Raw genomic sequence first — 26,205 nt, 5'->3', positions numbered from 1 at the left:
TGGAGGCAAAGAAAAATGGAACTGATAAGAGTAAAAGATTATCATGATATGTCTGATATGCTGGTAAAGATCTTTGCCGGCCAGATAAGGAGCAAACCCGATTCTGTGCTGTCTTTTACCACAGGGAAAACACCTGAAGAATTTCTGGAAAAGCTTGCAGACGCAGTCAACGCGGGACTTGATATAAGTAAATGCATTTGCCTGAATCTGGACGAATATGTAGGAAGGCGTGATATGCCATACAGCGTATCAGCCTTTATGGATAACCATTTCTATAGCCGCTTGTCTGTAAAACCAGGGGAAATATACGGGCTGAATGGGGAGGCACCGGATCAGGAGCTGGAGCTGAAACGGTATGGTGAAATACTTGGAGAATATGTAAGAGATATCCAGCTTCTGGGCCTTGGGACAAATGGGCATATAGGCGCCAATGAGCCGGGTACTTCATTTAACTCTGCCTTATTTGTAGCTGACAGCTGTGCCTCTACCATGAGGGCGACAAAAGAGTTATTTGGCCTTCAGGATGAACAGGTTCCTACCCAGATGTATACTATGGGGATTAAGGATATCCTTGCAGCCAGGCATATTGTGCTGGCTGCATCGGGAAAAAGCAAGGCTTGGGCAGTAAAAGCAGCCATAGAGGGCGAAATTACAGAAATGGTCCCGGCATCTGTATTGCGCCGCCATGAACATGTCACAATTATTATTGATGATGAAGCAGGTACTCTTTTAGAGTAATGAACTTTCTGACTGGGGGAGGACAAAGTATGAGATGGAACATGATCGCTACCTGGAAAATGTCCATAGATGGAGTAAGGGAAGGAATGGAACTGCTGAGGAAAGATGGAGATATCTGTAAGGCAGTTATTGAAGCTGTAAAAAATGTGGAAGATAATGAAGCATATAGCTCTGTAGGCTATGGGGGACTGCCGAATGAAGATGGAGCAGTTGAACTGGACGCTGCTTTTATGGATGGGGAAACACTGGATGCAGGAGGTGTTATGGCTGTCCGGAATATCAAAAATCCTGTTGAAGTGGCCCACAGGCTGAGTAAATACCGCAGAAACTGTTTTCTGGCCGGGGAAGGGGCTGTGGAATTTGCAAGGAGTAACGGATTTACAATTTGCGAAATGCTTGCCTCGTCAGCCAAAATAAAATATGAGAATACAATACTTCGCGGAAAGGGGCAAAATCCGCTGGAGGCCTATAAAGAGCACGATACAGTCTGTATCATTGGCCGGGATGATATGGGAAGGATGGCCTGCGGAGTATCTACATCAGGCCTCTTTCTGAAACATCCGGGACGTGTGGGAGACAGCCCTGTTATAGGTTCAGGCTTTTATGTGGATTCCCTGTCCGGAGGCGCTGCTGCTACTGGCGTGGGAGAAGATATCATGAAGGGCTGTCTTTCTTATGAAATTGTGGGAAGAATGCGCAGAGGCCAGGATGTCCAATCTGCCTGCCAGGAGGCCCTGGATGATCATATCAGGCAGTTGGAAAGCAGAAATCATAAAGCTGGAAGCATGTCTGTAATAGCAATGGATAAGAATGGTAATATCGGAGCAGCCACAAATCTGAAAATATTTCCGTTCACAGCCGGAAGCAGTTCAGGAAAGTGTGAGGTGCTGGCAGCAGTAAACACCAGGGGAAACAGGAGAATCATGCGGGCGGATGATGTGAGGTGGGAAGAATATGGAGGCGATTAGACCACTGTGTCTGCGCCTCTGTCCCGCCAGCATATTTTTGTTATCGGATATGAAATTAATTAAGTATTTATGGTTGACTTTCCTGTAATTTAATAGTATTATACCATGTAGTTTACAAAGTAAACTAAAAACTGATTAAATATAATAAGTCAGGGAGGAAGTGGCTGTGAAGGATGAGAAGTGGTTGGAGGCTATGGAGAAGCTGGGGGCTGTCAGATTGTTTTCCAGCCTGTATGTAAGGAAGGCCCGGAAAGGGGCGCTGACATCTGCACAGGAAGTAGATATGCTGTTCCGCACAGCGCTTGCTTTGGAACCATTAACGCCGCTGGAACTGAGCCATGCGATGGGAGTCAGTAAGACAATAGTCAGCAGGCTGATAGACAGCCTTACAGGAAAGAGACTGGTGGAGAAGCAGTACAGCCGGGAGGATAAAAGGAGCTACTTCCTTAAAATCACGGATGAGGGAAGGCAGGAGCTGGAGAGCATGTGCTATTACTACCTGGGACCTATCTATGAGCTGCAGAGAAATCTGGGAGAAGAGGATTTTAACCAGCTGATGGAGCTGATCTATAAGGCAAATGAAAGTATGATTGAAAAAAGCAGTGTATAAAGAATAATGTATACACCTCCGTGCATCCCATAATTTAGATCCTAACGGATGGGCGTGCTGCGCACGATAATGTAAAAAATAATAGAAGGAGGAATTTTTTTGACATTTTATCAGGAATTACAATTGAATTCAGCCGGGTCAAAGCAGCTGATTAAAAGTACTGAAGACAAGAAAGAGAGACGAAGGCATATATTGATCTATAATGTGAAGGTATATCTTGTTGTGGCCTTTTGTATTGCGGTAGTCACTTTCTACAGCAGCATATTCGGATCTGCCAACAGTGTGGCGGGCGTCACCGTACTTCTGGCGCTGATGGTACTGAGGCAGGTGGATTTTGGGATCAGGACATCACACGGGGTATGTGCAGTCTTTCTGATTTTTGGGATATTGGCGGCAGGTCCGAGAATATCTAACATGGCAGGTCCGTACTGGGGCTTTCTTGTAAATGTGGTCTGTATTCTTGGGATCATGGTGCTGGGATGCCATAATGTACTTATGTCAAACCAGTCTACTTTTGTACTGGGATACCTTCTTCTGCAGGGCTATGATGTGACAGGACACGATTACTATATGAGGCTTGCAGGACTGGCAGCAGGGGCTGTAGTCTGCGCCGTTGTATTTTATATAGATCACAGAGACAGGACGTATAAGAGAAAATTCTTTGACCTGTTCAGGGAGTTTGATCTGCGTTCCACACGTTCAGGCTGGTACCTGAGACTGACCTTGGGGGTATCGACAGCGATGCTGATCGCATCATTGCTCCATATGCCGCGTATTATGTGGGTAGGTATTGCTTCTATGTCCGTAATGCTTCCGTTTGCAAAAGACATGGAGTACAGGGTAAAGAGGCGGGCCCCGTTTAATATTCTTGGATGCCTTATCTTTCTGCTGATGTATCGGATACTGCCTGAGAGCATATATCCGTTTATCGGGCTGATAGGAGGGATCGGTGTAGGCTATTCGGCCGGTTATGCGTGGCAGACAGTATTTAATACATTTGGGGCGCTGGCGGTGGCGGCAAGTATATTTGGTTTAGAGGCAGCTCTTATACTGAGGATAGGGACGAATGTGTTTGCGTCTCTGTATTCCTTACTTTTCAATACAGTATTTCAGAAGGTTGCTGCATGGTTCGTTAAATTTTCGGATGACAGGGATGTGCTGAAAGGGACAGTATAGGCTGGTGAGTTTATCCTGAATATTTAAATACAGCAAAACTGCGTGCCATTTTGAGCTGTATATGGGCATAAAATGTGAAGTGGAATAAAAGAAAGGAGATGAACATGGTATACTCTTTATATGAGCTGGTATGGTTTTATCTGATATATTCCTTTGTTGGCTGGTGTCTGGAGGTGTGCAGCGCAGCTGCAAAGAGAAAAAAATTCGTAAACAGGGGGTTTGTCACGGCACCGCTGTGTCCCATATATGGGACAGGTGCGGTGGCATTTGCCATTTTTCTGCCCGAGCTGAAGGACAGCCTGTTCTTCCTGTTTCTGGGAGGCGCTATTCTCGCCTCACTGGTGGAATTTTTTACGGGTGTTTTGCTGGAGAAGATATTTGGGCGGAAATGGTGGGACTATTCCGGACAGAAGTTCAACTTTGACGGATACATTTGTCTGAGATATTCTGTTATCTGGGGAATTTCAGCGGTCCTTCTTGTCTGCTTTGTAAATCCATTCCTGCAGGGGATCATCAGGATAATCCCGCATCTGCCGGGAGTGATACTTGTATCTGTGCTCATAGGCCTGCTGGCTTTGGATGCAGTAGGTTCCTCCCTGGCGATCTGGGGCCTGCAGAAGAAACTGCAGCGCGTATCTGATATTACAGAGAATCTTAAAAGTATATCAGGTATTTTGGAAAATTCCATCACAAGGTATATCCAGAGGCGTATGGAGGATTCGTTCCCCAATCTGGATGAGGAAGAGCTGGCAAAGGAAAAAGCCCTTAAAGAGGAAAAGCAGAAGGTATTCGCTGAGGGATGCGGATATTACAAGCTGATATGCCTGTTCTTTATCGGTGCATTTCTGGGTGATATCATTGAGACGATTTTCTGCCTTTTGACATCGGGGAAGCTGATGAGCCGTAGCAGTGTCGTTTATGGACCGTTCAGTATAGTATGGGGAATCGGATGCATGCTGCTGACTGCCGTGCTTTACCGCTACAAGGACAAGAGTGACGGATATATTTTTACAGCCGGGACTATTTTAGGCGGCGCTTATGAATACATATGCAGTGTCTTTACAGAACTGGTTTTTGGAACAGTATTCTGGGATTACAGTGATTTCATGTTTAATCTGGGAGGCAGGATCAACCTTCTTTACTGTTTCTTCTGGGGGATAGCGTCTGTCATCTGGATTAAAAAAGTCTATCCGCATCTGTCAGGATTAATAGAGCGTCTGCCTGTACGGTTTGGAAAAATAATGTGTAATCTTTTGGCAGTCTTTATGATATTTAACATGTCAGTCTCATCTCTTGCGCTTGCAAGATATAATGTGAGAAATACACAGCCGTCAGATATTGTGCAGGAAGGGCAGCAGAATAGAAATAACAGTGGTTTGTCAGGCCTGGATGATTTCCTGGACCGTCACTTTCCTGATGAGAGGATGGAAAGGATTTATCCAAATGCTAAGATAGTTCAGGAGTAATCCATCCCTTAGTACATGTGATGATGAAATTGACAAGCGGCCTGTAAATAGTAATAAGATCGTGTTACAATGGACAAAATATTAGTTGTTGTTTATGGGGGGATATGATATACTGAAATAAATTTTTAGCAGTCGAAAGGAGGAGTTCATTATGACAAGATATGCAGAGGCAGAGGTGGCAATCGGTTAAAAGTGAATAGGGCAGAACGGCAGCCAGGCCGTGCTGTAATAAGTAACCTTTCGTGAATACTGTTTAGTTCCGCTGGCAGCGTGCTATGCGGACATGTTTGCATGCAGATATTTTGTCTGTGCGGTTTTGCCGCGTTAAAACAGCCACATCAGGCTGCTTTAGCGCGGTATTTTTCTGCCTTTTTTTAGACAAGTCAGGTAATATAATAACTTTGGAGGATTAGAAAATGAATATAAGGGATTTTGGATACGCGGATATAAACACCGATGTTACGGATGGAGGAATACCGGCCCGTATCACAGCAGTGCATAAAGAGCGTTATGAATTAGTAAGTGAACACGGATATGGATTTGGACGGGTAAAAGCGGCTAATTATTACAATGGTACGGAAACGTGGCCTACTGTCGGGGATTTTGTTCTGATTGAGTACAATGATTCAGGTGACAGCAGGATACTGCGGACACTTCCGAGGAGATCGTACTTTACGCGTCTTGACCCCTCTTCAGGAGGACATGGAGAACAGGCTGTGGCAGCAAATTTTGATTATGTATTCATAATACAGTCTTTGAATAAGGACTATAATATCAGGAAGTTGGAGCGCTATCTGACAGAAAGCTGGCAGTCAGGAGCGGAGCCTGTGGTAGTGCTGACAAAGGCAGATCTGACAGAAGAGGTTTCCGAATATGAAAGAAGGACAGCTGAAACAGTACCAGGGGTAAGAATAGTGGCGGTAAGTGCCAGAACGGGATATGGCATGGAAGAACTAGAGGGATATCTGAAGCCGGGAAAGACTATAGTGCTTCTGGGATCTTCAGGGGTTGGAAAATCCAGTCTTGTAAATGCCCTTGCAAAAGAAGAGATAATGGAAACAAGGGAGATCAGGGAGGAAGACAGCCGTGGCCGCCATACAACCACACACAGGGAGCTTATTATGCTGAAATCAGGTGTGATGGTTATTGATACTCCAGGCATGCGTGAGCTTGGTATGTGGGATGTGTCAAAGGGCCTGGGACAGAGCTTTTCAGATGTAGAGCAGTATTTTGAAAGATGCAGGTTCAGTGACTGCAGGCATCAGTCAGAACCTGGGTGTGCAGTAAGGGAAGCATTGGAGAGCGGAGATCTGCCTGAGAGCAGGTGGGCAAGCTACTGTAAGCTGAAGCGGGAAGCCAGATTTTCGAATAATAAGGCAGGATATTTTCACGATATGCAGAAGCACAATAAAGCGTATAGCAGAAAAAAGCGCGGTAATTAAGTAAATACACGGATTGAATAGATGCAGATGTGTAATCTTGCACTGCATGGCATGGGCCTTGCAGCAAGAACCCCAGAATGTTGTTGAAATTTCCGTGAAGGATTATGAATGCGACAATCATTATGAGTATAATAATGGAAAATTAGTGTAAAGCAGACTTTGGGACAGCAGCCCAGAGGAACTGGGCTGGATACCGGCATGTGACATGTGTGGTATTCAGCCCATTTATTATGCAGAAGTCCCGGTTACGGCTCAATTATGCAGATGGAAAAAGTTTGAATTAACAAACATATATAAAAATAGTTTATTTATATATAGACAAAATGCGTTTAATGATATAATATAGAATAAAAATGGTTAGAATGTGAGGGATGATATGATTTCTAAACAGGGGAACTGCAGGAATATAAAGAATGATAATAATGTGAATATAAAGCGCTTGATACTGGGCAGAAGTACTTCAGCCTTTGGTGAAGCATTTTTTCTTATAACCCTGCCTCTATTTGTGCTTGGATATTCAGACAGTCTGGCAGTATCAGGCGGCTTTTTTACAATAGCCAGTATTCCGGCAATCATAATAACTCCGTTTTTAGGAGTAATGGTGGAAAGAGTGAATAAAAAGAAGCTGATCATATGCTGCGATTTATGTACCTCATTGATCTATACAGGACTGGCCGTGATGTGCGGCACGAAAAGCCGCTATCTGATTCTGCTGCTGGCCGGAGTGATGGTTATAAAGGGCTGCGCCAGCTTTTTTGATATCGCTTCAAAGGTAATGTTTTCGGAGCTGCTGGATTCTGATTCGATGCAGAAATATAATGCACTGAAAAGTTTCTGCGATACAGCAGTCTCAATGATCGCTCCGGCAGTGGGGACCCTTGTATATGGGATAATGGGATTCAGGACGGTGCTTGTTGTGTCAGCAGTCTTATATGCATGTTCGGCACTCCAGGAATGCCGGATCGAATACATACCTCCAAACCGCAGCAGAGACACATGCGGGAAGGACAGGAGGGCAGGATTAAAGGCAGACGAATGCAGAAAAACAGAATGGGGAGAGGTTTCAAGTGAAGAATCTGGAAAATGTAATGTCAGGAGAGAGTTGAAAGAAGGGATAAGTTATGTGTTGGGCAACAAGGAGATCCTGGCACTGTTTCTTCTTGTAATGACGTTAAATTTCTTTGTGGCAAATGATAATGAAATAATTTTCCCGGGTATTTTAATACAGAGATATCATATATCAGAAAAGTTATATGGTTTTAGCACGGCCTCATTTATAACAGGCACGCTCCTGGCCGGCATTTTCATATTTAAAAACCACAGACTGGAGCTGTTTGGACACATGAATACGTTATTTTTGGCTAACGCATTCTGTATGAGCCTTGTCAGTATATTTGCCATAATACTTTATCCGGATAAAACGTTATATTTTATTGTTTTTATGATTCTGGAAATGGTAATAGGAATTATTACCTCATGTGTAAATGTGCCGCTGTCATCTTATTTTCAGACAAGGATACCATTGAGCTATCAGGGGAGGTTTTTTGGACTGCTGTCTTTTTCCGCCAACCTTCTGATCCCTCTGGGAATCACCTGGACTGGCTTCATGGCATCCTGGCTGGGAGCAGAGACTGCCTACCTGTTAAATAATGCAGGAGTAATTATGGCAGTCTTGCTGCTCCGGAGAAAAAAGAAAAGGTAGTGCAGTTTACTTCTCTTTCACAGGAATCCAGATCTCGCTGATATAGTCCTGAGAAGAAGTGTCTCCCATAGTATACAATTCAATATTATATCCGGCGGCTATCTCATACTTGGGATTGCCCGGGAGCCACTCATGGAAGATACGGGTATTTACCGACTGCAGGGATACAGGCAAGGGTCCTTTACATTCAAACTTTGTCCAGGTCTGCGCCGGTATCTCAACTACCTTGAGGCCTTCCGGAATTTCTTCATTATGATAATCACCGGCGATCATATATGCAAATTGGTTTTTCATTGCCGGGTCTTCTATGCACACTCCATATTTCCATATGCTGCAGGAACCCCCAAGTTTTTTATTGTAAGTCTCAGAGTATTTTGTATAATACTCCGTCCAGAAGAGAGGGATTTCTGTATACGAGTTCTCATATGAGAATATCCTCTCCATACCGATGATTTTAAAAGCTTCAGATTTTTCAATTTTGTAATTCATATTATTACCGCCTTCCACTGAGATTTTAATGAGAAGAGGCTGAAATATCTGGATCTTAGACGGAGATTTCTTTAACTGGGCGGGCGGACATCCGTGAAAACGGCTGAAAGCTTTAGTAAAGCTTTCAGGAGTCTCATAACCATATTTAAATGCCAGGTCAATAATTTTTTCATTTCCGGAAATGACATCAAGCGCGGCCAGGTACAGGCGCCTGTTCCTGAGATAAGAGCCGATAGTCATGCCGGTTATGATCTTAAAACCATTCTGAAAATAAAAACCTGAAATATTTACGTGTGCTGCTACATCTTCAGGAGTGATGGGATCAAGAAGATGTCCTTCCATATAATCAATAGATTCATTCATTGCTTCCAACCAGTCCATATGATTCCTCCATTTAATTGATATTTAGTAACTATTCAGCAGGTCTGTGCATTTACTGCACAGACCGTAAGAAAATGATTCAGGGTGCAAAAATCCCATCGCCGAAGGTGATTTTAAATGGATTTTTGCATGTAACTGTGAAGGTACTGAATAGTTACGATATTTATATTATAGTCTGCCTCTCATCTGGTATAAGTATAGAAGATAAGCGTGGACTTTTCCTGTCATTATCACTGTTTTTTTGTCCGGGATTATATTTTTAACTGTACTATATCAGTTACTGGTCACGGAAGAGAACAGTAACCTATATCACAGAGTATAATACAAGTTTGGTACTCCGTCTGCTTGCAGAGGGACCTTTGATTTGATACAATGATAGCACAGGTAAGAGAAAAAGGGTGAATTTATGAATTACACGTAAGTATTCAGCGGGTCGGTGCATTTACTGTACAGGCCGTAAGAAAATGAGTCAAGGGTGAAAAAATTCGTTTAAAGGAAACAATGATGCTTAACTTTTCATCAAAATCAATTCAAAGGCTGATAGCTGATAGTTGACAGGCAATGGCGGGAAATGAATGATTTTGATAAAATAATGCCACATATGAACTTGTAAGAGATGAGATCCACTTTGGCTATAATTGCAGCGATTCTGTTCCGGCGGACCGTGTCTTTTTGGATGGCTATGGTCAGTGTAATACTAAGGGAACCTTGTTTATAGCGCTGCTGTGTGCTGTTGGAGTACCCTGCCGTATTCGTGGATTTACTATTAATAAAAAGCTGCAGAAAGGTGCAATGACAGGATTTGTCTATAAGAGCGCTCCGGCCAGCATTCTTCACAGCTGGCTGGAGGTACTGTTTGATTACAGACATGTAGTTTTTGCGGATATGGAGTTGCCGTAAAAGACTTTCAGAATCCAGTGATAAATGGTATAGAAATAATATTTACATTCAGAGTGAAGGCATCTGATGAACAGGAACGTGAAAAGATCAGGGAATCATAGCGGATACCGCATAAGAGAAAAGGGCCGGCTGATCATTTCGATAAGGGAATGTGATGCAGCATTTTAGTAAAAAGAATTTGGCCGCAGGAAAACTATTGTGTCAGTTAGCGTGGAACTAAAAGCGGAGCAGAGAGCATACGCCGGATAAAAGACGTGACAAGATCATTCCTGGTTTTATCCGGACAGTTATTGCCCGGATAAAACAGAGATTTTTGAAAAACACCGCTATTTAGTAAATTCTCTGATTATGAGAATATGAGGAATCATAATAGTTACATATCAAGCAGCCTGCAATATTCCATACAGGACTCAATGGTACATTCTGCAATTAATATAGAGAAAGGATTCATATCAATAGATTTTCGGGATGCAGACAGAGCATTCTGATAATCATCCCTTCTGGACGCAGGAATAATCACGGTACAATATCCTGATCTGATAAGAATAAGGTTCATCAGTAACATTGCAATCTGTAAATTTCCCGTATCAAATGGACAGATATCTACAAGACGTTTGTGTGCCATGGCGGCAAGTTCAACCGGATGCAGAGTAGTCTGTGAAGATAAGATCTGGTCTCCTAAATGAGACATGAGTCTGGGAAGGTCATCGGGTTCAGGGGAACAGTGCCCGCATGTGGAAGCGGGAATCATTTTTGTACGGTAATTCCCGGCCAGAACAGGGTTTGTGTTCTGATAAAAAAGCAGATGCATTTTTCTTACAATTTCATCTGTGATTGTAAGATCATCCTGTTTTGAGAGCTCCAGCATATATTCATATGCCTGGCTAAATCCGGTAACGGCATAAAAGGAGACGTCAGAGAGTGGTGTTTTCCTGTCCTTCGATGTATTGCCTTCAAGAATCGAACGGGTTTCGGAAAGTGTAATGCTGCTGCCGTCCAGAGAATTACTGTTGAAGATAATTTCTGAACGAAAGTAGTCATTTAAATCGTGTGCCGCCTTTTTATCATCAGAAGCTGATGCGATTATATCCTTATAAAAATCAGTTTTATTTAACAGTTCCTGTAAATGAGCCATATTGATTTCGTCCTTTCTTTAGAGTATTATTTACGCAGGCAACGGGTAAAAATCAGGCATGTACCACTGCCTGTTGCATTATGAGTTTGATACTCCACACTATGCAGTGGCGACACGCGGGTGCCTTTACGGTCAGGGATAACGATGGATTTCAATCCACGCCAGTCTGTGGTAGAATATTTAGTCGTTAGAAGAATTAAGGATACATTATCGTGCGAAGCACGCCCATCCGTAAGGATCTGAATTGTGGGATGCACGGAGGTGTATACATTATCGTGCGAAGCACGCCTATCCGTAAGGATCTGAATTATGGGATGCACGGAGGTGTATACATTATCGTGCGAAGCACGCCCATCCGTAATCTGCCGGATTATAATAGTATACTGTATTAGGGCTGGGATATCAATCGGCGAAAATGCGAAAAAATATCAACAAACTGGGAAAAATGTCGGTACATCACTTATAGGACAATTTTAGCGGAATAAAATTATAATTGTAAATTTAAGGAATGCAAGATGAGCAGATATCTGAGTATATCCAGATTTATTGCCCTTAAAAGAAAAAGGAGTGTAATAATTATGAGATTGATAAAAGTACAGAATACGTTAAAGAAAATGAATCTTCAGTTTGAGTATACAGAAATAGAAGGATGCGGCAGCCTGGATTTTGGATATAGAGGTTTGAGATATCATATCTGGGAATTCCGTGATGGTGAATGGGGAGTTGAGACGAATATACGTCAGGGAGGAAAAGACGAAGAGCTTCTGGGCGAATATGAGGACGAAATAGTTAAGATATTGGGAGAATGGAAATAACAGTATTATCGTAAAGCAAAACGCTATGTGATGTGAAGTGCGAATAGTAAGTGAACATAAAATTCCCGAGGGATTCGCACCTTTTTTGTGGTATTAAGGATATGATTTTTTAATCTTGGAGGATGAAATTGGTTGAAAAAGGCAGAAGTATTGTGATATAATACTAAAAACGTATTTATATTCCAGGAGGAATATATGCATTTTTGCCGTCGCCACTGCGTAGTGGCGTGGATTGAAATATATGGAGTTAAGGAAATTATAAAAGAAAATGATGTCGCCACTGCGTAGTGGCGTGGATTGAAATACCGTCAATAGCTTTATCGAGCACATCAGTAACTGTCGCCACTGCGTAGTGGCGTGGATTGAAATAGTGCGTATTGGCAACCAGACTGCCACACAGGCGGTCGCCACTGCGTAGTGGCGTGGATTGAAATTCTTTGTTCCTCTGGTTGTACCTTGCTCCAAAGTGTCGCCACTGCGTAGTGGCGTGGATTGAAATTTGTTATTAGATATAATGTAATAACTACAACCAAGTCGCCACTGCGTAGTGGCGTGGATTGAAATAGCTATACTTAATGATGCATTCAAAAATGCGTTAGGTCGCCACTGCGTAGTGGCGTGGATTGAAATTTCCTGCACCATTTTCTTTATGTCTTTGCTGAGTGTCGCCACTGCGTAGTGGCGTGGATTGAAATATCTGGGAGGTTTGGGAGTACACTCTGTAAGAGCGTCGCCACTGCGTAGTGGCGTGGATTGAAATTCTATACATTTAATGGGACATGTGCCGTTGAGTGTCGCCACTGCGTAGTGGCGTGGATTGAAATTCTCAATACATCCGATACCCTCAATACCCTAAAGTCGCCACTGCGTAGTGGCGTGGATTGAAATTACCTTATCCGCACCTAACGGTTTGATGATAAAAGGTCGCCACTGCGTAGTGGCGTGGATTGAAATCCCTCCAATATCTTTTTCCTGCGCTCATATAGAGTCGCCACTGCGTAGTGGCGTGGATTGAAATAAATCAGACGCAATCCACTGGTATATACCACATGTCGCCACTGCGTAGTGGCGTGGATTGAAATATAGTCGTCAAACGTCAACTGATAAGCATTATAGTCGCCACTGCGTAGTGGCGTGGATTGAAATAAAATCCTTTTTCTGTGTTATATTAACTTTCAGGTCGCCACTGCGTAGTGGCGTGGATTGAAATCATGCAGATCCAGGTTATTCCAACAGTTCGCTACGCGTCGCCACTGCGTAGTGGCGTGGATTGAAATAAATACCACAGCACATTTTATTGGCGTAGGTGTAGTCGCCACTGCGTAGTGGCGTGGATTGAAATTGTATCATCGCCTTTACCTTTACCGGTAATTTTGTCGCCACTGCGTAGTGGCGTGGATTGAAATGTTGAAGGTGTAAAGGCTGTATCAGATATAATTTGTCGCCACTGCGTAGTGGCGTGGATTGAAATATGGCTTTATCAAAACTATCCTGATCTACTACACGTCGCCACTGCGTAGTGGCGTGGATTGAAATCAGCTCCCAGCGGACCCAGGGGCCGACACCTCCAGTCGCCACTGCGTAGTGGCGTGGATTGAAATTCTATAAAGTCTCCGCGGCATAACAATTTCAAACAGTCACCACTGCGTAGTGGCGTGGATTGAAATTACACGGTCAGAAACAGTCGCGTGTGGATGCGGAGCGTCGCCACTGCGTAGTGGCGTGGATTGAAATAATCATAATATCTCGTAGTTTCCTATCGAAATCATGTCGCCACTGCGTAGTGGCGTGGATTGAAATAGTTATCTTGTCCAGCATATCAGCAGGAACTTCGATTCGCCACTGCGTAGTGGCGTGGATTGAAATCCCTGTAGAAAATCGTCCCCAATGTCATCACCAAGTCGCCACTGCGTAGTGGCGTGGATTGAAATTTGCTGACGCTTTAAAAACTCTTCATCATTTTCGTCGCCACTGCGTAGTGGCGTGGATTGAAATACGTAATAGATCAAGCATTGCAAGTGTATTCTCGTCGCCACTGCGTAGTGGCGTGGATTGAAATAAAAATAAAGTAAAAGGGTATTATGGGGAAACAAGTCGCCACTGCGTAGTGGCGTGGATTGAAATTCTTTTGGCTATGGGGTTTACAGGTGAAAAAGCCGTCGCCACTGCGTAGTGGCGTGGATTGAAATGAAAGGAAGGATGTCTGATGGGCATTTATGAAAGTCGCCACTGCGTAGTGGCGTGGATTGAAATAGCTTAGTGTCCAGAATATCCGCATCCTTTTTAGTCGCCACTGCGTAGTGGCGTGGATTGAAATCGTTGTAGTCATATTGGAATCATAGCGGCTACCCTGTCGCCACTGTGTAGTGGCGTGGATTGAAATTGCTAAACCATGATGAGAGCAGGATTTTAGGATCGTCGCCACTGTGTAGTGGCGTGGATTGAAATGGTCTTTCACTTCTTCCGGGTCAAGTCCCAAATGGTCGCCACTGTGTAGTGGCGTGGATTGAAATTCAATGTCTCCACGCCGATCAGGGTCCTGAGCACCGTCGCCACTGTGTAGTGGCGTGGATTGAAATAACCTCACAAGGGTCTTCTGGCGGCTTTGCGTTGTCGCCACTGTGTAGTGGCGTGGATTGAAATTTTGAGCAAGCAAATGAACCAAGTGCTCCAATAACGTCGCCACTGTGTAGTGGCGTGGATTGAAATTTTGAGGCTGGATTTAATGGCATAGAGCCAGAATGTCGCCACTGCGTAGTGGCGTGGATTGAAATATTGATAAGGCAAGGCATAACTTTCGGAGTTCCGAGTCGCCACTATATAGATAGGGACTAAACCTGTTGGTATAAAGTGATGCTTTTACTGCAAAAGATTGATATTATCTGAAAGTACATCATGATAAATGCAAAAAGATACAAAAAGATACAAAAACATAAGGAAATTAGTCAAAAAATAGTTGAAAATCACCAAAAGAGTGCTATACTTAAAAATGAATGAGTCGTGTAACTTGATAACTGAATAAAGTGTGGGAGGAGTCTATGTATTTAGCACATATTAGCAAAGATAAAGCAAGAAAACAGTCAGTATGTGAACATTTAAATGGTACAGCTATTCTATGTGGTGAGTTTTCCTCAAGTTTTGATTGCAGGGAGTGGGGATATGGATGTGGTTTAGTACATGACATTGGAAAGTACAGTAAAGGATTCCAAAAGCGGCTTTTGAATTGTGGTATAAAGGTAGACCATGCAACTGCCGGAGCAAAGGAATTATACAGTAATGGTAATATATTGGCAGCATATTGTGTAGCAGGGCACCATTCAGGCCTGCCCGATGGTGGAACAAAAGGAGATGCCTCATCTTCATTTTATGGCAGAATGGCCAAAAATATAGAGGACTATGAGGATTTTCACAAAGAAATAGAGATTCCGGCGTTTCATGATATTCCATTAAAACCTATTGGAAATGGTGGATATAGTGTGTCGTTTTTTATCAGAATGTTGTTTTCATGCCTGGTAGATGCAGATTATCTTGATACAGAAGAGTTTATGTCAGATGGCAGGATTGTCAGAGGCAAATATGATTCTATGGAGGTTCTGTTACAGAAACTTTTGGATTATGTAAAGCCTTGGCTGGAAAATGATGATTCTAATACAGTCAATGGAAGAAGAACAAAAATTCTTCGCACATGTATGGAAAAGGGAGACGGTGCCCAGGGATTGTATCGTTTAACGGTGCCCACTGGCGGCGGAAAAACGATTTCTTCGCTGGCCTTTGCCCTGAAACATGCTGTACGAAATCATATGGATAGAATTATATATGTAATACCTTATACAAGTATAATAGAACAAAACTCCCTGATATTTAAGAAAATACTGGGAGTTTTTAATGTTCTGGAAGATCACAGTAATGTTGTATATGAGGACGGGGAAGAACTGGAATTGAAACAGTTGGCAGCGGAGAATTGGGACCTGCCAGTTGTGGTCACTACAAATGTTCAGTTTTTTGAATCATTGTATCATAATAAGACTTCAAAATGCCGGAAACTGCATAATATTTCGAGAAGTGTAATTATATTTGATGAAGCACAAATGCTTCCTGTAAATTATTTAAAGCCTTGTATACAGGCGATTAATGAGTTGGTTTGGAATTATCATTGTACGGCGGTTATCTGTACAGCTACCCAGCCGGCACTCCAGAACTTTTTTATCAGTCAGTTAAAAGCAGTGGAAATTTGCCCTGATGTTAAAGAACAGTATCAATTTTTCAAAAGGACAGAAGTTATCTTTAAAGGTGAATATACAGAAGAAAGTCTCATAAAAGAGTTTGAACATCAACATCAGGCACTTTGTATTCTTAATAATAGAAAACGTGTGCAGAGAATCTTTGAAAATTTGAGTGGTGAAGGTATATTCCATTTATCAACATTTATGTATCCAAAACATCGAAGCAGGATTTTAGATACTATCCGCAGTCGTCTGAAAAAAGGAGAGAAATGCCTCGTTATTGCTACGAGCCTGGTTGAAGCAGGGGTAGATTTTGACTTTAATACAGTATACCGTGAACTTGCAGGACTGGATTCTGTAATTCAGGCAGCAGGAAGATGTAACAGGGAAGGAAAGAAGAATAAAAATGCCTGCCAGACAATTGTATTTACAATAGAAGATGACAGCATGGGAGTACCGGCAGAGTTAAAATTGCCGATTGAGATGGCTAAAAAAATAGTCAGGAAATATGAGGATATTTCATCCTTAGATGCAATTAAGGAATATTTTGAACTTTTATATTATTACAAGGGCTCAGGATTAGATGTTAAGTATATTGTGAAACAATTTGAAGATGGTATGAAGAGTTACAGCTTTCCTTTTAAATCAGTGGCAGAACAGTTTAAATTAATAGAAAGCAATACGGTGACTATTTTGATAGACAAGGAAGAACAGGCAAAAGAGATAGTTAAAAGAATACAAAGGGGAGAACAATCTCGTGAATTAATGCGCGAAGCAGGTCAGTATTGCATAAATATCTATAAGAATGATTTTGAAAATCTAAACGGTGCCGGACTTTTAAAAAATCTGGATACAAATTATTATTTGTTAAGAAATGAAGCGGATTATACGGAAGAATCTGGATTGAAGATGGAAGTGAGCAGAGGGGATGCAGTGATGTTTTGATGAACTATTTAAAAACGTTATTCTTTATCTATAGGATTCAATATATTAAGGGAGAAATCCGCCACTGATATGAGCTTATTATGTGGATTGAAATAATATTGATTCTGGAAAGGAGGAGCATGAGTATGGGAGTACGGGTCAGGGTCTGGGGGGATATGGCATTATTCTCCAGACCAGAAATGAAAGTAGAGAGATGCAGTTATGATATGATTACGCCTTCAGCAGCACGCGGTATACTGGAGGCAATTCTATGGCATCCGGGTATGCGCTGGGTAATAGATAAAATATATGTAATGAAACCAATTCAGTTTACCAGCATCAGACGAAACGAGGTAAAAAGCAAAGTGCTTGCATCAAATGTCTTAAGTGCAATCAATGGTTCAGCCAAACCACTTTTTATCAGTACCAGGGATGAAATAGTACAAAGAGCGTCGTTGTTATTAAAAGATGTGGAATATATTATTGAAGCACATTTTGATATGACAGATAATGCTAATAAGTCAGATAATCCGGGGAAATTTAAGGATATGATGATGCGACGTTTGAGAAATGGAAAGTGTTACCATACGCCATATTTTGGGTGCAGAGAATTTCCGGTTTATTTTGACGCGTATGAAGAAGAGGAAATTCAAACAGCGTATCCAGATGTGGAAAAAGACTTGGGATTTATGCTTTATGACTTTGATTATTCAAATCCTAATGATATACAGCCTATGTTTTTCAGGGCAATATTAAAGAATGGAATATTGGACGTGAGGGACTGTGAGGTGATCCGATGATATTACAGTCACTTGTACAGTATTATGAAATCCTGGAGAAGAGAGGCGATGTACTACGGCCAGGCTGGTGTAAAGCAAAAATTTCTTTTGCTTTAGATATCTCCGGGGATGGAGAACTTTTGGGTGTTATCCCACTTAAGAAGCCAGAACAGAGAGGGAAAAAATCTGTTGAAGTTCCGCAGAATTTGGATGTTCCTGAAATGGTGCCAAGATCTTCAGGTGTTTTATCAAATTTTTTGTGTGATAATTCAAGTTATCTGTTAGGTATAGATAAAAAAGGAAAGCCGGAGCGGTCTTTAGAATGTTTTGAACATGCAAAAGAAAAGCATATTCAGATTTTGAAAAATGTAAGCTCTGACTCAGCAGCGGCAGTACGCAGGTATTTCGAAAAATGGGATCCTGGAAAAGCCGGAGAGAATCCTATATTAAAGCCATATCTGGATGATATTTTGGCTGGGGGAAATTTGATTTTTTCAATTAATGATGTTTATGCACAGGATGATGAAGATATACAAAATGCATGGAATGTATACCTGGAAGAATCGGAAAAAGGTGCAGAGGGAATCTGCTTAGTAACGGGAAAGCGGATGGAAATAGCCAGAATCCACGGGACTATCAAAGGAGTTCCGGGGGCTCAGTCCAGCGGTGCGGCACTTGTTTCGTTTAATGCGCCGGCATTTGAATCTTTTGGAAAAGAACAGAGCTTTAATGCACCTGTCAGCACTTTTGCAGTCTATGCTTATACGACGGCACTTAATTATCTTCTGGCTGATAAAAAACATGCCACCTCTATCGGCGACACGATGATTGTATATTGGTCAGAAGATGGAAAAGAAGCATGCCAGAATGTTTTTGCAGCAGTTTCTGAACCGACAATTGACAATCAGGAAATTGTGGATGGTATTTTTAAAAATCTGGTTTCTGGAAAGGCGATAAATATTGGTGAGGCTGAGGAAAATATATCAATGGATCAGCGATTTTATATTTTGGGCCTGTCTCCAAATGCGGCAAGAATTGCTGTTCGCTTTTTTTATCAGGACAGTTTTGGCAATATTTTAAAAAATCTTCGGGAGCACTATAAAAGAATGGAGATTGTCAAAACAGCTGTGGATGGAATACAGTATCTTGGGATTTGGAGGATGCTGCAGGAAACAGTCAATAAGAAATCCAGGGATAAAAAACCTTCCGCTAATATGGCCGGGGCAGTATACAGGGCAGTCGTTTCCGGAAGCCGTTACCCGGACTCTGTTTATCAGGCGGTTATGGGCAGGATCCGTGCAGATCAGGACAATAAAGATTTGCATATTTATAAAGTTACGCGGGGACGTACGGCTATTATTAAGGCATATTTGCTGAGAAATAAAAGATTAGAAGAGGGGGAAGTGACAGTGGCATTAAACGAAAACAGTACGAATATAGCTTATACACTTGGAAGAATTTTTGCTGTACTTGAGAAAATACAGAAAGATGCAAATCCAGAGATAAATGCAACAATTAAAGACAGGTATTTTAACTCAGCATCAGCAACACCGGCAACCATTTTTCCCATATTATTTAAACTCAAAAACAGCCATATTAAAAAGATTAGCAGTAAAGGAAAAGAGATTTACTATGAAACTATGCTGGGTGAGCTTCAGGATAAAATAGTGGTAGAAGACGGCAGTGTAATTAATGCCTATCCGAGGCGTTTGTCTTTGGAGGAACAGGGGCTGTTTGTGCTTGGATACTATCACCAGACACAAAAACTATATGAAAAGAAGGAAAAGGAGGAGGCATAAAATGTCAGAAATAATTAAAAACAGATATGAATTTGTTGTACTATTTGATGTGGAAAATGGAAATCCAAACGGGGATCCCGATGCGGGAAATCTTCCGAGAATAGACCCGGAAAGCGGGTATGGAATTGTGACAGATGTGTGCCTCAAACGAAAAATCCGGAATTATGTTCAGACGGTGAAAGAAGATGAAGACGGATATAAGATTTATATTAAAGAGGAAGTTCCTTTGAACAGAAGTGATAATCTGGCATATCAGTTTTTGAAAACGGATGATAAAGGAATCAAGGAACTAAAGAAAAAAGATCCTGATGTTGATGTAAAGATAAGGGATTATATGTGCCAGAATTTTTTTGACATCCGGACATTTGGCGCCGTCATGACTACCTTTGTAAAAGCATCGCTAAACTGCGGACAAGTCAGAGGTCCGGTACAGTTGGGATTTGCCAGAAGTATCGATCCCATCATAAGTCAGGAAGTGACAATCACGAGGGTAGCTATTACAACAGAACAGGATGCGGAGAATAAGAAAACCGAGATGGGCCGAAAAAATATTATTCCATATGCTTTATATAGAGTTGAAGGGTACATATCAGCAAATCTGGCCAGGAAGGTGACAGGATTTTCAGAAGAAGATTTAGAGCTTTTGTGGGAAGCTATTATCAATATGTTTGAACATGATCATTCAGCAGCTCGTGGAAAAATGGCAGTAAGAGAGCTGATTGTATTTAAACATAGTAAAGAACTGGGGGACTGCCCGGCGTATAAGCTTTTTGATGCAGTTGAAGTTAAACGAAAAGAAAACGTTATGTATTCAAGAAAATATGCAGACTATACAGTAACCATCCATGAAGATTTGATTCCTGATACTGTAGAGATAATGAGAAAAATATGATGGAATATAAAGAGGACGATTTTCTGATGCTTTCTGGTATACAGCATTTTGCATTTTGCAGAAGGCAGTGGGCATTGATTCATATTGAGCAGCAGTGGGAAGAAAATGTGCATACTGTAGAGGGAGAACTGCTGCATAAAAGGGCGCATGATCCTTATCTGTCGGAGAAAAGAAATGATGTTATTATAAGCAGAGGTCTGCCTGTCTTTTCAAGGTCAATGGGGATTAGCGGTGTATGCGATATAGTTGAATTCAGAAAAGCGGAAAATGGGGTGCCTCTTCATGGACACAGAGGGATGTTTGAGGTATATCCGGTAGAATATAAAAGGGGTAGACCAAAAGATACAGAAATAGATATTCTACAATTAACTGCACAGGCCATGTGCCTGGAAGAAATGCTCCAGACCGAAATTAAAGAGGGTGCTTTATACTATGGAGAGATCCGCCGCAGGGAGCAGGTTTTGTTTACAGCTGATCTGAAAGAAAAGGTAAGAGGTAATTTTGAGGAAATGCACCAGCTTTTTGAACGCAGGTATACACCAAAGGTAAAATGGTCTAAAAGCTGTAATGCCTGTTCTCTGAGGGATATATGCCTTCCTAAGCTGGGCAAAGCACAATCGGTAAAGGATTACATCCAGAACATGATAGCGGAGGATGATGAATGAGAAAACTGTTGAATACATTATACATTACTTCACCTGACAGTTATCTTTCATTGGATGGAGAAAATGTTGTGATTTGGGATAAGGAGGAGGAGAAAGGGCGTATTCCGCTCCATAATCTGGAAGCAATAGTGTCTTTTGGTTACAGAGGCGTAAGCCCGGCATTGATGGGAGGCTGCGCAGAACGTAATATATCACTTTGCTTTATGACTCCGCAAGGCAGATTTTTGGCTAGAGTGACAGGGGATGTCAGAGGAAATGTAACCCTTCGAAAAAGACAATACGAAATATCCAATGATAAAGAAATCAGCCTGGGCATTGCAAGAAACTGTATTCTGGGCAAAGTATTTAATGCCAGATGGATTTTGGAAAGGGCAGCAAGAGATCACGGTTTGCAGATAGATTTAGAAAGAGTAAAGAAAGCTTCAGGTTTTTTGCAGCAGTCACTTAAAAGCATTAAATCATGTCAGGATGTAGCACAATTAAGAGGTTATGAAGGTGAGGCAGCAAGTGTATATTTTGGAGTTTTTAATGAACTGATTCTACAGCAGAAGAAAGATTTTAATTTCTCGGGCAGAAACAAAAGACCTCCTATGGATAATGTTAATGCAATGTTGTCGTTTGTGTATACATTACTCACAAATATGATAGCATCTGCTTTAGAGACAGTTGGTCTTGATCCATATGTTGGTTATATGCATACAGACCGTCCCGGAAGAGTATCTTTGGCGCTGGATCTAATTGAAGAGTTGCGTCCAGTTTTGGCTGATCGCTTTGTGCTGACTATTATTAATAAAAAAATACTCACAGGAAAAGATTTTTCTAAGAAAGAGGATGGAGCAGTCATTATTAAGGATGATGCCAGGAGAACTCTTTTGACGGAGTGGCAAAATAAGAAAAAAGATGTTATAACTCATCCTTACCTGAATGAAAAAATAGAATGGGGTATGATACCGTTTTGCCAGGCAATGTTACTTGCAAGGTATCTTCGCGGAGATATTGACGAATATCCCCCATTTTTCTGGAAGTAGGCGATATTATGCTGGTACTAATTACATATGATGTGAATACGGAGACTTCAGCTGGTAAAACCCGCTTAAGGAAAGTTGCAAAACAATGCGTGAATTATGGCAGGCGGGTGCAGAATTCTGTTTTTGAATGTATACTGGACAATGCCCAGTGTATAATGTTAAAATCAATATTAAAGGATATAATCAATGAAGAGGTAGACAGTCTTAGGTTTTATTACCTAGGTAATCATTATAAGACTAAGGTAGAACATATAGGAGTAAACAAGGGAGTAGAAGTTGATAAACCTTTGATATTCTAAAAGAGTCTGGTGCGAACCTTAAGTGAACATAAAATTATCAGGGGATTCGCACCAAAGAATTCTAAAATTTGATAAAAATGATCAAGAAAAAATAAGCAAAGGCTTGCAGGATTTGGATAAAAGCTGTGAAAATTAGATGTATGTATAAAAAGTATTCATATTGAGGAATGTTTTTTGTGCATTTTTGCTGTCGCCACTGCATAGTGGCGTGGATTGAAATCCAACCATAAACCTTTATGTACGCAGGCTTGTGGGTCGCCACTGCATAGTGGCGTGGATTGAAATTCTGCCAGTGCTCGTATCAGCATCAGCATGTTTCGTCGCCACTGCATAGTGGCGTGGATTGAAATCTTGTACTCTATTAATCTGCGAATATCTAGAAACGTCGCCACTGCATAGTGGCGTGGATTGAAATTCCTGTATACTGCTTCACCAGGGCCATTGAACTTGTCGCCACTGCATAGTGGCGTGGATTGAAATAAAGACTATGACATTATGGTACAAGGGACGAAATAGTCGCCACTGCATAGTGGCGTGGATTGAAATCTCTTCAGGGAAGGTATAGCCGGATAAACTGTTTTGTCGCCACTGCATAGTGGCGTGGATTGAAATCCGGCGGGTTGGGAAACAAATGCCAATACTTATAGTCGCCACTGCATAGTGGCGTGGATTGAAATGTTGAACTGTTCAAGGCAACCATTGAACACGAAGGTCGCCACTGCATAGTGGCGTGGATTGAAATTACTTCTAAAAAGACATTGGTATTATTAATTGCCGTCGCCACTGCATAGTGGCGTGGATTGAAATTCATTTTTTACATCAAAAGAGATTCGTGTAGCGATGTCGCCACTGCATAGTGGCGTGGATTGAAATGGTAATTGGTTTTCTTATCTGTGCAGCACGCGCCACGTCGCCACTGCATAGTGGCGTGGATTGAAATGATAGTCTTCACATAGTTCCACGAGGGCCTACCCGGTCGCCACTGCATAGTGGCGTGGATTGAAATTGATTTAAGAGAATCATAACAATTATACTTGTCAGGTCGCCACTATGTAGTGGCGTGGATTAAATCGTCATCATCATAGGAGCTTTAATTGCACCTGATTGCCATTAAGTAGTGGCTTATGTGTCCCTTGGTAACTATGAACAGAACAGCGATATTGATATCATAGTTTTGCTTAGTATTTTACAGAAAACGATTGGATTGTTAAGGAAACGCATTTTAGGGGTATGGGATAAGCCAGAGTGGGGAGAGAGGGTGTTCGGTTTGCCTGAATACTACAAATTATTATGATGGGAGAAATTTATGCTAGTAACAATTCAGCCCTTACTTAACCAATATATAGAAGCATTAACAAAAATATATGGAACGTATTTAAAATCTTTTATTCTGTATGGGACTTATGCCAGAAGTGATTATACAAGGGATTCAGAGATTGACATTAAGGCCATAGCAAAAAGAGAAGAGTATTCTAATAAGTTGATACAGATATATCCATTCTCTGTTAATGTTGAAAAAATAGGGAGTGAAGTTATTTGATGCAGCGTATCAGCGATATATGCGATGAATGGAATGTGTACAAATGGCATAAAGTAGATTAAAAACAGGTAGGGACGGTGACTATATGACGGAAGAAAAGATTAAAGAAGTGATGGCTAAGTTTTCAGAGGCAGCAAAGGAAATCTATGGAGAAAAATTATATAAGATTATTTTATATGGATCATGTGCTCGTGGAGACTATGAACAGGACAGCGATATTGATATTATGGTTCTGCTGGATGTTCCGCAAGAAACAATTGGTCTGGAGAGAAAGCGTATTTTAGATGTGGCGGATAAACTTGATTGGGATTATGATGTTGTATTGACACCTGTTTTCCTAAATTACAGAATATATCAGAAGTATATGCCAGTATCTAAGTTCTACCAGAATGTACAGAAAGAGGGTGTTCAGATTGCCTGAATATAGTTCGTTGCAAAAAGATTATGCAAAATATCGTATAGAGCGGGCGAAAGAAGATTTGGAGGCAGCATATTTGTTGTTTAATTCCGGCAATTACCGCATAGCAAATAATAGAGCATATTATACGGTATTTCATGCTATGAGAGCTGTATTAGTTTTTGATAATTTTGATTCCAGTAAACATAGCGGTGTCATTGCAGAATTTCGCAGAAGATATATAAAAGAGGGGGTTTTCCCAATTGAAGTATCTAAAATGATAGGCTCTGCATTTACAATAAGGAACGCATCGGATTATGATGACATGTTTCTCGCTAGCAGATCAGATACAGAAGAACAAATTGCAAATGCTGAATATATATTTAGATTACTCAGTAAATATATCGAAGAATTGTTGAAGGAATAGTACAACACGATTGTACCAGTTTTGTACCAACTGGTATAAAATGTTGTAGGTTTCAATAGACTTATAAAGTCTCTGAGAATACCTGATTCCTTATAAAACAGACCTTTAGAGGACAACACAGATCTGTTGAATAAGGTGTTCCCAGTCTCCTGACAATGAAGAGCAGCGGTGGAGCTGACGCTTCTAAAAGGCTGCCGCACCGGAAAAATCAGTTGCTGCGCAGGATGAGAAAGCGCCGGAGAAGATTGATTTTTCTAACGTAAAAATCGAACCGCTTTTTGAAGAGATGTTAGATTTTGAAACCTTCAGTAAGTTGGATCTCAGAGCTGTTAAGGTAAAGGCCTGCGTAACTGTAGCGAAGAGCGAGAAGCTTCTGAAGTTCGTTCTTGGTGATTGGACGGATGTTGAAGGCATGATTTTAAGCGGTATTCACGAGTATTACGCCCAGCAAGAATTGGCTGGAAAACTTGTATCGCAATCATAAATCTGCCGCAAAAAAACAATAATGGGAATTGATTTATGAGGAATGTTGATTTCAGTAGTTTATGAGGAAGATGGAAGAGAAGGTCTGAATTTATTGATGGCAGATGACAGGATTTCGGCTGGAGCAAAGTTGTATAGAAATACAAGAAAAGTTCATGGAACGAATATATTCCGCGGCTTTTTTCTTAAAAGGTATAGACCTCCATGCATCTCATAATTTAGATCCTATAGACGGGGATGCTTCGCACGATAATATATGCATAAATAGATGAGAGGTATTTAACTCCTACTGTCATATCACATAGCGGCAGTAAGGTTATATATATTGCAGTGTTAGCCTCGGGGAGGTTTTGTTACAGTGTGTTGGATTATTGATTATTATGAGATGAATTATAATATCTATATCTGATCTTGATGTGATCAGACAATCCTTGGAAAAGATGACTGTATGAAGCGGATATATTGGAAAGTGCCGTATACAGGTGGAAAGGTTGAAGTTCTAAGTATATGTTAGCGCTGTTTTCTGGTGCGAATCTTAAGTGAACATAAAATCCTAGGGGGATTCGCACCAAAAAATGTGTTATTTTGTTGGTGCAGAGCAAGAAAAATAAAATAAAAACCTTTAAATGAAGAACTTTTTGTGTTAAAATTACAGAAAACATACAAATGTTGAAGTTGATTTTTGGATGTTTTTGCTGTCGCCACTATGTAGTGGCGTGGATTGAAATCCTTTATAATTTCCCCTGTGTCCTTGTATTCCGCGTCGCCACTATGTAGTGGCGTGGATTGAAATTAGAACTATTTTCAGAGGTGAATATGGACTTTATCTTGTCGCCACTATGTAGTGGCGTGGATGGTAGTGTAAATAAACTTGTGTCTTTTGAAAAAAATGACTCCTTTTTGGTAAGAATTAAGATATGACAATTC

General features: G+C 41.3%; 21 protein-coding genes, 1 pseudogene and 2 CRISPR repeat arrays. Of the genes and pseudogenes, 20 read left to right on the top strand and 2 right to left on the bottom strand.

Features of this window, described 5'->3' with window-relative positions; all coding sequences use genetic code 11:
- Nucleotides 1-15 precede the first annotated feature (15 nt).
- The 7 genes from NSB28_RS21240 to NSB28_RS21210 all read left to right on the top strand — a co-directional run bounded on the left by NSB28_RS21240 (nt 16) and on the right by NSB28_RS21210 (nt 8,102).
- Nucleotides 16-738 (top strand): glucosamine-6-phosphate deaminase, encoded by a 723-nt coding sequence (locus NSB28_RS21240; protein ID WP_109748514.1) that lies wholly within the window; start codon nt 16-18, stop codon nt 736-738.
- A 29-nt stretch (nt 739-767) separates the two neighbouring features.
- Nucleotides 768-1,706 carry a N(4)-(beta-N-acetylglucosaminyl)-L-asparaginase gene (locus tag NSB28_RS21235; protein ID WP_257497799.1) on the top strand — a complete coding sequence of 313 codons (939 nt, stop codon included), beginning with the start codon at nt 768-770 and terminating at the stop codon, nt 1,704-1,706.
- 166 nt (nt 1,707-1,872) lie between these two features.
- Nucleotides 1,873-2,316 (top strand): MarR family winged helix-turn-helix transcriptional regulator, encoded by a 444-nt coding sequence (locus NSB28_RS21230; protein WP_257497798.1) that lies wholly within the window; start codon nt 1,873-1,875, stop codon nt 2,314-2,316.
- 99 nt (nt 2,317-2,415) lie between these two features.
- Nucleotides 2,416-3,492, top strand: a complete 1,077-nt coding sequence (locus tag NSB28_RS21225; RefSeq protein WP_109748512.1) for an FUSC family protein — start codon at nt 2,416-2,418, stop codon at nt 3,490-3,492.
- Nucleotides 3,493-3,596: 104 nt separating this feature from the next.
- Complete coding sequence (locus NSB28_RS21220; RefSeq protein WP_109748511.1) at nt 3,597-4,958, top strand: putative ABC transporter permease; 1,362 nt, start codon at nt 3,597-3,599, stop codon at nt 4,956-4,958.
- A 416-nt stretch (nt 4,959-5,374) separates the two neighbouring features.
- On the top strand, nt 5,375-6,400 hold the full coding sequence (rsgA, locus tag NSB28_RS21215; RefSeq protein WP_109748510.1) for a ribosome small subunit-dependent GTPase A: 1,026 nt from the start codon (nt 5,375-5,377) through the stop codon (nt 6,398-6,400).
- A 376-nt stretch (nt 6,401-6,776) separates the two neighbouring features.
- Complete coding sequence (locus tag NSB28_RS21210) at nt 6,777-8,102, top strand: MFS transporter (RefSeq protein ID WP_109748509.1); 1,326 nt, start codon at nt 6,777-6,779, stop codon at nt 8,100-8,102.
- A 6-nt stretch (nt 8,103-8,108) separates the two neighbouring features.
- Here NSB28_RS21210 and NSB28_RS21205 read toward each other — a convergent pair whose 3' ends face one another.
- Complete coding sequence (locus tag NSB28_RS21205; RefSeq protein WP_109748508.1) at nt 8,109-8,972, bottom strand: AraC family transcriptional regulator; 864 nt, start codon at nt 8,970-8,972, stop codon at nt 8,109-8,111.
- Nucleotides 8,973-9,593: 621 nt separating this feature from the next.
- Here NSB28_RS21205 and NSB28_RS21200 point away from each other — a divergent pair.
- A complete protein-coding gene (locus NSB28_RS21200) occupies nt 9,594-9,872 on the top strand; it encodes a transglutaminase domain-containing protein (protein WP_257497815.1) in 279 nt (92 codons plus the stop codon).
- A gap of 373 nt (nt 9,873-10,245) precedes the next feature.
- Here the strand turns inward: NSB28_RS21200 and NSB28_RS21195 are convergent, their stop codons facing one another.
- On the bottom strand, nt 10,246-11,007 hold the full coding sequence (locus tag NSB28_RS21195) for a Fic family protein (RefSeq protein ID WP_109748507.1): 762 nt from the start codon (nt 11,005-11,007) through the stop codon (nt 10,246-10,248).
- A gap of 578 nt (nt 11,008-11,585) precedes the next feature.
- Here NSB28_RS21195 and NSB28_RS21190 point away from each other — a divergent pair.
- From NSB28_RS21190 to NSB28_RS25035, 12 genes and pseudogenes are all read left to right on the top strand, one after another.
- The gene (locus NSB28_RS21190) at nt 11,586-11,822 is read left to right on the top strand and encodes a kinase (protein WP_109748574.1); all 237 of its coding nucleotides are present in this window, start codon (nt 11,586-11,588) and stop codon (nt 11,820-11,822) included.
- Between the two features lie 208 nt (nt 11,823-12,030).
- Nucleotides 12,031-14,596: a CRISPR direct-repeat array (repeat unit 31 nt; unit sequence GTCGCCACTGCGTAGTGGCGTGGATTGAAAT).
- A gap of 264 nt (nt 14,597-14,860) precedes the next feature.
- The gene (gene cas3 / locus NSB28_RS21185) at nt 14,861-16,990 is read left to right on the top strand and encodes a CRISPR-associated helicase Cas3' (protein ID WP_109748506.1); all 2,130 of its coding nucleotides are present in this window, start codon (nt 14,861-14,863) and stop codon (nt 16,988-16,990) included.
- A 119-nt stretch (nt 16,991-17,109) separates the two neighbouring features.
- Nucleotides 17,110-17,769, top strand: a complete 660-nt coding sequence (gene cas5c, locus NSB28_RS21180; protein WP_109748505.1) for a type I-C CRISPR-associated protein Cas5c — start codon at nt 17,110-17,112, stop codon at nt 17,767-17,769.
- Entirely contained in the window at nt 17,766-19,547 is a 1,782-nt protein-coding gene (gene cas8c / locus NSB28_RS21175; protein ID WP_109748504.1) for a type I-C CRISPR-associated protein Cas8c/Csd1, read from the top strand. Before cas5c ends, cas8c begins: the two co-directional genes overlap by 4 nt.
- A 1-nt stretch (nt 19,548) precedes the next feature.
- The gene (cas7c, locus tag NSB28_RS21170) at nt 19,549-20,439 is read left to right on the top strand and encodes a type I-C CRISPR-associated protein Cas7/Csd2 (protein ID WP_109748503.1); all 891 of its coding nucleotides are present in this window, start codon (nt 19,549-19,551) and stop codon (nt 20,437-20,439) included.
- Nucleotides 20,439-21,104 (top strand): CRISPR-associated protein Cas4, encoded by a 666-nt coding sequence (gene cas4 / locus NSB28_RS21165; protein WP_109748573.1) that lies wholly within the window; start codon nt 20,439-20,441, stop codon nt 21,102-21,104. The genes cas7c and cas4 overlap by 1 nt, the downstream gene beginning before the upstream one ends.
- Complete coding sequence (cas1c, locus tag NSB28_RS21160) at nt 21,101-22,132, top strand: type I-C CRISPR-associated endonuclease Cas1c (RefSeq protein ID WP_109748502.1); 1,032 nt, start codon at nt 21,101-21,103, stop codon at nt 22,130-22,132. Before cas4 ends, cas1c begins: the two co-directional genes overlap by 4 nt.
- Nucleotides 22,133-22,140: 8 nt before the next feature.
- A complete protein-coding gene (gene cas2, locus NSB28_RS21155) occupies nt 22,141-22,431 on the top strand; it encodes a CRISPR-associated endonuclease Cas2 (protein ID WP_109748501.1) in 291 nt (96 codons plus the stop codon).
- A 189-nt stretch (nt 22,432-22,620) separates the two neighbouring features.
- Nucleotides 22,621-23,503: direct repeats of the CRISPR family, unit length 31 nt; unit sequence GTCGCCACTGCATAGTGGCGTGGATTGAAAT.
- A 234-nt stretch (nt 23,504-23,737) separates the two neighbouring features.
- On the top strand, nt 23,738-23,971 hold the full coding sequence (locus tag NSB28_RS21150) for a nucleotidyltransferase domain-containing protein (protein ID WP_257497797.1): 234 nt from the start codon (nt 23,738-23,740) through the stop codon (nt 23,969-23,971).
- An 85-nt stretch (nt 23,972-24,056) separates the two neighbouring features.
- The gene (locus NSB28_RS21145; RefSeq protein WP_109748500.1) at nt 24,057-24,392 is read left to right on the top strand and encodes a nucleotidyltransferase domain-containing protein; all 336 of its coding nucleotides are present in this window, start codon (nt 24,057-24,059) and stop codon (nt 24,390-24,392) included.
- Entirely contained in the window at nt 24,385-24,795 is a 411-nt protein-coding gene (locus NSB28_RS21140; RefSeq protein ID WP_257497796.1) for a HEPN domain-containing protein, read from the top strand. The genes NSB28_RS21145 and NSB28_RS21140 overlap by 8 nt, the downstream gene beginning before the upstream one ends.
- Nucleotides 24,796-24,982: 187 nt before the next feature.
- A pseudogene (locus tag NSB28_RS25035) lies at nt 24,983-25,414 on the top strand (lysine--tRNA ligase); the annotation flags it as partial.
- Nucleotides 25,415-26,205: the final 791 nt, after the last annotated feature.

Origin of the sequence: Murimonas intestini (assembly GCF_024622195.1) — a bacterium.
In the GTDB taxonomy this organism is placed as follows: domain Bacteria; phylum Bacillota; class Clostridia; order Lachnospirales; family Lachnospiraceae; genus Murimonas; species Murimonas intestini.
This window is presented reverse-complemented; position numbering and strand designations above follow the sequence as displayed.